The 10,850-nt window shown below is 45.1% G+C and carries 8 protein-coding genes and 1 pseudogene; 4 read left to right on the top strand and 5 right to left on the bottom strand.

Going from position 1 to position 10,850, the window contains the following annotated elements:
• On the bottom strand, positions 1-1,199 hold a 1,199-nt coding region (locus A3735_RS18515), incomplete at its 3' end, for an NAD(P)H-dependent oxidoreductase subunit E (RefSeq protein WP_197485934.1).
• A 365-nt stretch (positions 1,200-1,564) separates the two neighbouring features.
• On the opposite strand from A3735_RS18515, the gene A3735_RS18510 reads away from it, so the two are divergent.
• From A3735_RS18510 to A3735_RS18495, 4 genes are all read left to right on the top strand, one after another.
• Entirely contained in the window at positions 1,565-2,641 is a 1,077-nt protein-coding gene (locus A3735_RS18510; RefSeq protein WP_068516150.1) for an AraC family transcriptional regulator, read from the top strand.
• A gap of 238 nt (positions 2,642-2,879) precedes the next feature.
• Positions 2,880-4,631, top strand: a complete 1,752-nt coding sequence (locus tag A3735_RS18505; RefSeq protein WP_068516148.1) for a 2-oxoacid:acceptor oxidoreductase subunit alpha — start codon at positions 2,880-2,882, stop codon at positions 4,629-4,631.
• On the top strand, positions 4,615-5,472 hold the full coding sequence (locus tag A3735_RS18500; RefSeq protein WP_068516145.1) for a 2-oxoacid:ferredoxin oxidoreductase subunit beta: 858 nt from the start codon (positions 4,615-4,617) through the stop codon (positions 5,470-5,472). Before A3735_RS18505 ends, A3735_RS18500 begins: the two co-directional genes overlap by 17 nt.
• Before the next feature lie 462 nt (positions 5,473-5,934).
• Positions 5,935-6,471 carry a DUF924 family protein gene (locus A3735_RS18495; protein ID WP_068516141.1) on the top strand — a complete coding sequence of 179 codons (537 nt, stop codon included), beginning with the start codon at positions 5,935-5,937 and terminating at the stop codon, positions 6,469-6,471.
• Here A3735_RS18495 and A3735_RS32610 read toward each other — a convergent pair.
• The 4 genes and pseudogenes from A3735_RS32610 to A3735_RS18475 form a co-directional block, all read right to left on the bottom strand.
• Positions 6,472-6,854 (bottom strand): annotated as a pseudogene (locus A3735_RS32610) (BLUF domain-containing protein).
• A 1-nt stretch (position 6,855) separates the two neighbouring features.
• Positions 6,856-7,581, bottom strand: a complete 726-nt coding sequence (locus A3735_RS18485) for a Sir2 family NAD-dependent protein deacetylase (RefSeq protein WP_068516137.1) — start codon at positions 7,579-7,581, stop codon at positions 6,856-6,858.
• Positions 7,582-7,586: 5 nt separating this feature from the next.
• Positions 7,587-10,520: an EAL domain-containing protein gene (locus A3735_RS18480; RefSeq protein ID WP_068516134.1), complete on the bottom strand. Its 2,934-nt coding sequence runs from the start codon at positions 10,518-10,520 to the stop codon at positions 7,587-7,589.
• Positions 10,517-10,850, bottom strand: a 334-nt coding sequence (locus A3735_RS18475; RefSeq protein WP_231882574.1) for a hypothetical protein, incomplete at its 5' end; no start/stop codon positions are given. The genes A3735_RS18475 and A3735_RS18480, both read right to left, overlap by 4 nt.

Below are 10,850 nucleotides of genomic sequence, written 5' to 3'. Positions count from 1 at the left end.
ACGTTGTTCACCACTGTTGGATAACCCAAGTAGCCTTTCTGCGCAGGGAAAGGTGGTTTGTTTTTTGGTTCTCCGCGTTGTCCTTCGCATGAGCTGATCAGAGAGCTTTCTTCGCCGCAAATATAGGCACCTGCACCAAGTTGGATGCGGATATCGAAGGAAAAGCGTGTTCCGGTTGACTCGTCAATAAGCATGTCTTGGCCGAGCAGGGCTTCTCGACGTCGTTCTTCCAATACGCTATTTAGGTAGGGCAGCAGGTAACGATATTCAGCGCGCAAATAGAGAATGCCATGCTCACTACCAATTGCGTAGGCGGCGATAGTCATACCCTCTATTAAGAGGTGAGCGCGCTCTGTTAGCAATACTCTATCTTTAAAGGTGCCGGGCTCGCCTTCGTCGGCATTACAAATGACATAACGTTTTTCAGCCGGTGTTTGGGCTGCAAATTGCCATTTGCGCGCGATTTGAAAACCCGCGCCGCCGCGACCTCTTAGATCGGAGCGGAGTAACTCATCAATAATCTCGTCGGGGCTTTTTGAGAGGCATTTAGCCAAAGCTTGCGCTAAAGGAGGCTCACTTAGTAATACCGGGCCAGATTGCTGAATATTGTTATTTACCATGCTCCGTACTAGTGAGTGGCTGTTATTTCCATCGCCTGTTTTACCGCCGAATACCGATAAACACGTGTCATGAATTCGGGTGGATAGTGCTCTCCAGTTATCGGATTCAGATGCTTTGAGTGTACGTTTTAGTGCGTTAACTAAACGTTTCACTTTGCTTGGTGTTAACGAGGTGACGACGTGCTCGTTAATCAGGGCGGCAGGGGCTTGGTCACTCATGCCTATGCAGGGCGTGAGGTGGAGTGAAAACTTCCCATCCAGAGTCGTGTTGCCAACAGGGATCCCTAATGCCAACTCAAAGGCCTGCAGAATTTCCGCGCTCCCCTTATGCTGGTCGATTATATCTTCACTCAGGTGAATGATGATTTTTCCTTGAGGGCTAGTTTTGAAAAAACTATAGAAACTCGCGACCCCTTCAACAACGACTCGGTGACTGTTGGTTTTTTCTGCGACTAACTTCATTGAGTCGCCACTGATCCAACCTAAGGTGTTTTGTATCGCCCAAAGGATATCAATCATTCGCTTGGGATTGTTATCAAAGCCTTGGCAGATTTCAGAAATACGAAGCTGGTTTTCCATAAGCAGACTACTGAGTTGTTATTTTCTTGGTACAGCCATGAAGTTAAATAGTGTAGTTCTTATTAAGTATTCCTTGCTAGCCTTGCTGAGTAAATAGCTGATCTTGATCCAGGTTAATTCTTCGGCAAAAAGCTATGAAGAAAGTTTTATATGTTATGTCGAGATTTATCAGCAGGAATGATAAGCTGATCAAAAAATAACATCTTTTTAGCGAAATGAGCGATGGTTACTTTCAAAAACTTTGGTTGCTCGATACGATATGTTCATATAGCAACATTTATGAGTATTTTAGGGCAAGGTAAGAAAGCCTTTTTTCACTGACTCAAAATATTCATTGATAATAAAAACAAAATGAAAGGTTAACTATGGGCGCTTTAAATATAGCCAAAATCGGGCACCGAAACTTACGTACTGAATATCAGACTTCGGGTGAGGTCTTTATCCCTATCGCGCGTGTTAAGCCGCTAGTTAAAATCCTCATGATGAATAAGGTAGATCTGAGGTCCTTGTTAAAAGATACAGGGCTTCAGTTTCAGGATTTATCCGAGACTGATCAGACGATAAATTTTCTTCAGTACAAGCAGCTGATTATTAATGCGAGGCGTTTGCTTCCTCATCATCCTTTTGCACTTTACTTGGGAGAGCAGAGTTTTCTGCATCATGATGGAGTACTCGCGGCTCGAATTATGAGTAGTGAGAATGTTCAGCAAGCGATGGAACTTCTGACCAAGTATCAACCTTTATTTACACAGATACTGGGTTTCAAGTTTGAAATGCAAAAATCTGGATTGGGAGTGTTAACCCTGACGCCTAAACAAGACTTGGGTGACGCGCTACCTTATTTTATGGAATTCACCTGCTCTGTAATTTACTCCTTAGGGCGCTTTTTTATGGGGGGCGTTGAGCTGGATGACCATGATAAAGCGGGCCAGATACACTTTTCCTTCGATCAACCGAAGGTAATTGAGGCTTACGACGAGTTCTTTTCGGTGCCGGTATTTTTTAATCAGGATCAGAATCGAATTGTTTTGTCTGAAGCCTTGCTTAAGCAGCCTCTGGTTTTCTACAACAAAGATTCGGCCCAGTTAAATGAACAATGTTGTCAGGAGCGTTTGAGTGAAGTTTGCCCTGATAATACGGTTTTAGATCGCGTGAAATTCATTATTCGTAGAGATATTTTCCAAGAATTGTCTCTTGATACCTTAGCCTCTGAGCTTTGTATGTCTCCGCGTACCTTACGGCGTCATCTTCAGTCTCATGAAACATCATATAAAGAGCTATTAGAAGAGGAACGTAAGCGCGTTGCACTGGCTCATATTCGAAAACAGGATATATCCATTGAAACTTTGGCTGAAAGCTTGGGTTATAGTGATGCATCAAGTTTCAGCCGAGCTTTTAAACGCTGGTACGGTCTATCGCCGAAGAACTTTAAACCGAATTAGAATGCTTAGTTTTTTATTGCTCTTTGCTTAGTTTACAACGGCTAGATGGTGGGTAGTCACTTTGTAAACAGAGCCTTCCAAGGCTCGCTAGCAATTTAGCACGCCCTTGATTAATGAGGGGGAGCCTCTGCCTAGCTTTTTTAAACTCGGCTTACTATAACTGCCCACACTTGATCTGACTCATTTACCTAGCCTGCGCTCTGTGTAATGGTTTCCTTAAACAATAAGAGGAGGCTATATGACCAAGCAATCCGTTTCCATTGCCATCGCTGGCTACGGCGGTACGGGTGTTATCACAACCGGACAGTTACTGCTCAAGGCTTGCGCCAAAGCAGGCTACTTCGGTTTGGCGCAACGCTCTTTCGGGCCGCAAATAAGGGGAGGGGAGTCTTTAAGCCTTCTTCGTTTTTCAAATCATCCTGTTCAATCCCCTGATGACTATTTCGACTTACTCGTCTTGCTTGATACTGACCATGTCACGCGTTTTAGTGCTGAAGTGCCATTGAACGAAAACAGTGTCGTTATCATAGGGAAAGATCAGACTAAGACTCCAGAGTTTGTTAAAGACTCTGGTGCTCGCGTCGTCGAGCTTCCATTGGATACACTGGCAAGTGAGACCGCTGATGGCGGAGAGAATATTGTCGCTGCGGGCCTGTTAGCTAAATTCTTAGGTTTGGAGCAAGGCACGATACAGAAGGTATTGAGAGAGCACTTTGCCAAGAAAGAAGAGTTGCTGTCGCAGGCTGAAGACTGGTTAATTGCGGGTTGGAACCTGGCTGACCAATACCAGGAAGTGGCGCAAGTTCAATTGGCAGATAAGAGTGAAAAATCTCCACAATGGTTGGTAAATGGTAGTGAGTCTTGTGGTCTCGGTGCGCTAAAGGCAGGTACGCGCTTTGTTGCGGCTTATCCGATTACACCGGCTTCGGGCATTCTTGAGTGGCTCGCGCCAAATTTGGAAAAATTGGGCGGCAGTTTGGTTCAGGCTGAAGATGAGCTGGCCTCTATCAATATGATTATCGGATCGTCTTTTGGCGGTGTTTCGTCGCTTACCGCTACCTCTGGCCCTGGTTTAGCATTGATGGCTGAGTCTATAGGTTTGGCCGTTGCCAGTGAAACTCATCTGGTAATTGTGAATGTGATGCGAGGAGGCCCTTCAACGGGTATTCCCACCAAATCAGAGCAGTCTGATCTAAATATGGCGCTACATGGTTTGCATGGCGATGCGCCGCATGTGGTGACTGCCATGTTATCGATTGCAGACAGTGCCTTTACCACGGGTTGGTCAGTGTGGTTGGCAGAACACCTGCAGGTGCCAGTGATTACCTTGTCTGACCAATCAATGGCCCAGTCAGATGCAAGCCTTCTGGAGCCGCAGCTTTGGCAAGAAAAGGGTGAACGCTTGATCGCAGCGCATTCAGATACGCCTTATCATCGTTACGCACTAACTGATAGCGGTATCTCACCTATGTCGATTCCTGGTGAAGAAGACATGATGTATACCGCAGACGGGTTGGAGCATAACCAACATGGCACGCCTTCTGCTGCCACAGAAATGCATCGCGAGCAGCTGCAGAAACGCGCCGAGAAGCTTCGTCAGTTCGATTATTCTGAACATTGGGCTGAGGTGTCAGGGCAGGGTGAAAGCGCCATAGTTTGTTGGGGGTCGGTCTCATCGGTAGCTAAAGAAGCGGCTGAAAGAATGACCGAGCAAGGTGAGGCATGCCGAGTCATTGCTTTACGTTTGATCGCGCCACTACAAACCGAGGCGCTGTTGCGCGAGCTAGAGGGTGCAGAAAAAGTACTTGTTGTCGAGCAGAGTCATGGTGCCCAGTTTATGGCTTGGTTAAGGGCGCATGTAGACTTTCCTTGTGCTCACCAAAGCTTGGCTATTCCGGGCCCTTTACCTATCCGGCCGAAGCATATTATCGGTGCCTTTAATCAATGGGAACAGAACGCTCTGGAGGTAGAACATGTCGCCAACTGCTGAGAATAAAAACATAGCAACAAGAAAAGCGAAGGATTATAAGTCTACGGTCAGCCCAATTTGGTGTGCCGGTTGTGGGCACTATTCAGTGTTAGCTGCTTTAACCCGTGCTTTGGCAAAACTCAACCTTGACCCGGAGAATGTTGCTATCATTTCGGGTATTGGCTGTTCGTCTCGTTTGCCTGCCTACACACATTTATTCGGTTTTCATGGTGTTCACGGTCGGGCGCTGCCCGTGGCGGGTGGTTTGAAGGTGGCACGTCCGGATTTGACTGTCATCGCGGTGGGAGGCGATGGTGATGGTTTTTCTATTGGTGGCAATCACTTTTTGCATGCCTGTCGACGGAATATCAATTTCACCTATATCGCCATGGATAATGAAGTCTACGGTATGACTAAAGGGCAGGCTTCACCTACGACGCCTTCGGATTGGGATCACAGTAAACTAACCCCTCATGGCACGGGTGTTCCTGCACTGCAGCCAGCGAGCCTTGCACTGGGTGCCGGGGCCGGATTTATCGCGCGTGGTTATTATGGTGATCCGAAGCAGCTAACGGATTTAATCGTTAAGGCTATTGAACATGAAGGTTTCTCCTTCGTGCAGGCATTGAGCCAGTGTGTCACCTTTGTACCTGAGCAAAAGCATTGGAAGGAAATGGTCCATGAGTTTGGTCAGGAGCACACTCACGACCCAATTCAGACCGCTGCTGAAATTCAGAGGGATGATGGCTTCGGGCTTGGTATGATTTATCAGAATGAAAGACCTGCATGGATGCCTCCGCATTATGAGCCCGAGAACGAAGGGGAAGTGCTGGACGAAATGCAGCGTACGTTTCAGGTTTAGATGTATGACTTGAAGGCGGCTTACTTAAGTTAGTCCTTTTCTGAAAAGAGGGCTGTAACCAATGGCACTTACTTAAGCTTGATTTCGCCCCGAAACTCGTCATTCCCGCGCACAAGGTGAATTGCGCAGCAAGAGAGGGCCGCCTGGGCGGGGCGGGAATCCATTGTTTTTCAGCCGTTTGGCTGACCTAGAGAGTTAAAAAAGACTAGAAATCTATAGGTTAGCGATAGTCATGGTCCTTCAATTTCATTGAGTTAGCCTCAAAACAATGGATTCCCTTGTTCAAGGGAATGACGCCAATTTCTCCTTAAGTAAGTGCCATTCAGGGCTGTAACTTTTTATCGACTCTCTAGGCAGAGGGTTCTACCCCTCGCCGAGTCGCCCTTAGCTCTCGACGACTCGCATTTGTGTGTTTCAAGGTCTACAGTTAGGTTTTACTTAATTAAGGACTTAGCTGAAACAATGTGCCAATCTGTATTGAGTTTCTGGTTTGAAGAAATCGAACCTTCGAGCTGGTTTGTTAAGGACTCTGATTTCGACGCCCTGATTCAAGGGCGTTTTGCTTCCTTGCACCGCCAAGCGAATGCGGGGGAACTCTACACTTGGCGTTCAAGCCCCGAAGGCCGGTTGGCTGAGATTATCGTTCTAGATCAATTCTCTCGAAATATGTATCGAGATACGCCGGCTGCTTTCGCTTCTGATACACTTGCTTTGGTGCTGGCTCAGGAAGCGATCGCTTGTCGTGCAGATTTAGCACTTGAACCCACTGAGCGAAGTTTTCTGTATATGCCTTTCATGCATAGTGAATCAAGAGCGATTCATGAAGTTGCGTTGTCGCTTTATTCTCAAAAGGGTTTGGAGCGCAATCTTGAATTTGAAAAGCGCCATAAGGAAATTATTGATCGTTTTGGTCGCTACCCTCATCGTAATCAGATACTTGGAAGAGAGTCGAGTCAGCCAGAGTTAGCGTTTCTGGAGCAGCCAGGCTCGTCTTTCTGATTAAGTGCTTTTTGGCATCCCTCTGAATTCAGAAAACGCCTGTAAGAAACTAAGGCTATCACTTGGACTTAAAGCATACGGTTGAAATGAACGATCAGGGTTGAACTTTGCGAGTATTTTCTCGTGACTCCCGACTTGAAGAACGGCTCCCATTGCCCACTCGGGAAAAGAGCGGCTAGTCGTTTCGTTATAAACGATAAGCTTTAAGGCCTTGTGGCGATAGTCTGTTTTGATATGTTGAAATAGCGCTTATCTGAGCATAGAAAACCGCTAATCATATGCTTTTGATTATTCAGCTTTGCGACTTCAACAATACTTTTCAAGTCTTCTAGGGTTAAAACCTTGGAAGCCGTACTCACATAAATCAATTGAACTAGACTCACGTTAAGTCACTCTCTTAATATAATCAGACGCCTTTACCTGATGATAAGTTGTATTTTGGTAGTGAATTTTCACGGGCTTCGGGTCTACGATTTCTATCGGGATATCGTTATGAACAGCCGTTTCCAGGGCCATTTGAGTAATATTGACACTAAAGGAGGTGCCCATAAATACCATCTTCGAGGCATAACGCATTCGTTCCTGTGCCTCTGATATTCTGTAAAGATCAGTGTAGAACTCATCGAAGAGCAAAACGTAAGGCTTTTGTGAAACGTCTAGCTCTGGTGTAAGTGTGTGCTTACTAATTTTAAACAGGGAAAGTAGTGAGTCGACAAGATTCTCTTCATCCACTTGTTCCCAAGGCGTTTGATAAGTCTCAACCGTTGGGCCTTGCTCATGAAAACGCGTCATTTGATCTAAGCGCCCATGAATTGCGATATAATCTTTGTTGCCGGCCTTACCATCAAGACCATCAATATTTTGGGTGATCAGGTTTTTATCTGCGAGCCAATGGTGCACTTCATTTGGCCCGTGATGGCGATACGTTGCAAAACGATGATAGTACCAAGATAGAAATTCTACCGGGTTTTCGGTGTACATTCGGCGCGTAGCCATTTCCATCGGGGTATAGTTCTTACTGCCAATGGTCCAAAAGCCATCCTCACCTCTAAACGTTGGAATGCCACTTTCTGCGCTAACACCTGCGCCCGTAATATATAAGGTACTCATATTGACTAGCTATTACCTTCTTCATGGCTGTTAGGTTGGGCTCTACTCTCTTCAAGCGCAAGGGAATCAAGCTTTACTGGCTTATGAATATGATAGCCTTGAGAGTAAGTGATGCCTATTTCGGTCAGCTTATCTTGAATCTCTGCTGTTTCAACAAACTCTGCAATCGTTTCTATGCCTATAGCACTTGCGACGTCGGCAATTGATTTGATCATTGCGGTATTTACGGCATCATCGCATAAGTTTTTAACAAATACGCCATCGATTTTTAGGTAGTCAATATTAAGGTCCTTTAGATAGGCATAGGATGAAAAGCCTGTGCCAAAATCGTCGAGTGCAAAGCGACAGCCGAGCGCCCTGAATTTATCGATGAAATTCTGGGTATTATCTAGATGCGTGATCGCCATGCTTTCGGTGATCTCAAAGCAGACTTTATGGGGCGGCACCTTATTCTCTTCAAAGAGATTAACCAGAAAAGCTGAGAATTCTTTTTGACCAATGCTCTGTGGACTGAGGTTAATACTGGCACAGCCGAGCTTTTCCAAGTGCTCGGGGTGTTTACCTAACCAAGCGAAGTAATTCTTGATGACCCAGCGATCTATATTAGGCATGAGGTTATAGCGTTCTGCCGCGGGCAAGAACTGGCCTGGAGAACAAAGGTTGCCGTTGCTATTGATCAGGCGAAGCAGGATTTCGTAATGAAAGTTTTGCTCTTGACCTTGGTTGGGCGCAATGTGTTGAAAGACTAAAAAGAACTGATCATTCGTTAGTGCTTCTTTAATTGTTGTGACCCATTGCATTTCGAGCTGTCGGAACTGTAGGTCTTTATCAGACTCAATGAATACATGAACACGATTACGCCCTTGGTCTTTGGCCATATAGCAAGCAGCATCCGCCATGGCTAGTAGTTGTTCTACATTCTGGTGATAAGGGTATATTTCAACCAAGCCGATACTGACGCCAATGCTGTAACGCTTACCTTCCCAGATAAATAAAAATTTCTCGACGGCTTCTCTGAGACTTTCGGCAATAAGCCTTGCTTTGGGAAGACTTGTTTGGCTAACGAGAATGCCGAATTCATCGCCCCCCAGTCGAGCGATGATCTGCTGAGGCCCGAGCGCTTTTACTTCTTGAAGCAGCTTCTGGCTAATATTTTTTAGCAAGATGTCGCCTGCAGTGTGGCCACAGAGGTCATTCACAATCTTAAACTGGTCTAGATCCATATATAGTAAGCAGGCCGAATCTTCACCTGCTTGAACTTTAAGCAATAACTCTTTTGCTGAACTCTCAAAGGTTCTACGGTTATAAAAGCCTGTTAAAGAGTCGTGCTCAGCCAAATGTTTTAGCTGCTGTTCAAAGGCTTTTCGTTCATTAATATTGATTAGAGTTCCTTCCAGTTCCTCGTTTCCCTGCTCGTTCACATAACGGGCAGAAATATTCACCCACATGGAGTCACCTAGGGAGTTGCTGAGCTGAGCTTCGTAGTCGACAACTTGGCCTGACTTCTTAACCGCTTTGAAAAACTCAGTGAACTCTTTTTCTGAAAGGTAATAACCGTTTAAGTCTTTAGTTTTTCCGCTAAACGACGGAATATCCTCTAAACCTATCAGTGACAAAAAGGCTGGGTTTGCTGACAACAAGGTCCCTTTTTTGTCGTAGCTGAATATTCCCTCAAGTGAATTTTGGTAGAGGTTTTCAAAGCGTTTGAGGTTACCAATAGATTGGGATTGTGCTTGCTCTCGTGCTCGCCTTTCGCTATTGATTCGGTCAGCCAATGCCATTGATATAATAACAATGCCCACGACACCGCCAATATTTCCAGCGTATTCGGTAAAGGTAGAGGAGGGCAAATAGCCCATTTTGCTTGAAGACTTTAGTACGATACCCAAAAAGTAAGCGCCCCATGCGATGCAGAAGAAGCGTGCAATACGCGGGCTAAACCGAAGCATTGCCAAGCAGATAAAGGTGACGCTGCTCATCACTATGACAGTCATGCCACCATTAAGGATGGCTGCCTGGCGATAGGGTAGAAATAGGCTGGTGATAGCAGAGACAACAGTCAAAAAAGTAAGCAACTTGATACCACGGTAGAGGATACTTTTCTCTGGTATGGGGAGTATTGTCCGGGTGAAGAGCATCGTAGATAGTAAGCCAAAAGAGATAAAGGTAATTGCAGATATTTGATGCCAGCTGGGCGCACTAGGCCAGAACCATTGATAGGCAAAGCCATCTAGTGAACTATGCATCCCAGCCATACAAAGGATGAAAAAGCTGTAGAGCAAGTAGGTTTTGTCGCGGATGATTAGAAACAGGCACAGGTTATAGGCACTCATAATCAAAAGCGCACTTAAAAAGCAGCCGTAGAGAAATAGTGAGTTATTCGCTTGTAGTAGAAAACTCTCTTGCTCCCATAGTTGCATAGGAACCTGAAGAGAGCCTTCACTGCTCACCTTCACAAAGTACTCTTGAGGCTGCCCGGCAGAGAGCTCAAGCGGTAAAACAAAAGTAGGAAACTCGATGGGTCTTTGTGCAAAATTGAATCGGTCTCCGGTTTCGACAAGTTTTTTTAGAGTCACCGAATGAGAAGGTGAACCTGGAATGCTGTGAAACAACTGTATATTATCTAGCTGGCTATAGTTGACGTGTAGGTAAGCGGGTATATCAACAGGCGTCTCGTTTTGTACAGCAAAGCGAAACCAATAAGCACTACTTGAAAAACCAAAGTTGGCACGACCTTCAGGTAAAGATTGCCATTGAGTATTCTGTATTGTGTGGATATTCCCAGGCGTCAGTGAGTGGTCTTTATCTTCAAAATATACAATATGATTGGCTAGAACTATGTTTTCGGTACTGTGATCAAAGCTGATTGGCTGATTGCTAGCCAGCGCATAAAAACTGAAACCAAATAATAATATGAGAGATAAATAGAGCTGTTTCATTTAAACATTTCTTCTTGGAAAATTCGAAATTTACCTTCTTGTCTGAGCGCTTCGAGCCCGGCATTCAGAATATTTAGATAGTATTGGCTGTCTGGCTGGGTTTTGGAAAATAAAATATAGTTTTTACCTTCACTGAGTGCTTTAGTGTTGATTCCGATCGATTCTATTTCAGCTGGTGAAAAGTTTCTATGAAGCAGGTACTTTCCTGTGAATTCAGAGATAGGAAATAAGTCGATTGTTCCGCTGATTAGTTTTCGCAAGTTATCTATATCTGTATTGCTAATTGACACTCTTAACCTGTCTTGCTTGTATAAACGCCAAAATTCATCG

This window comes from Oleiphilus sp. HI0061 (assembly GCF_001635675.1).
This window is presented reverse-complemented; position numbering and strand designations above follow the sequence as displayed.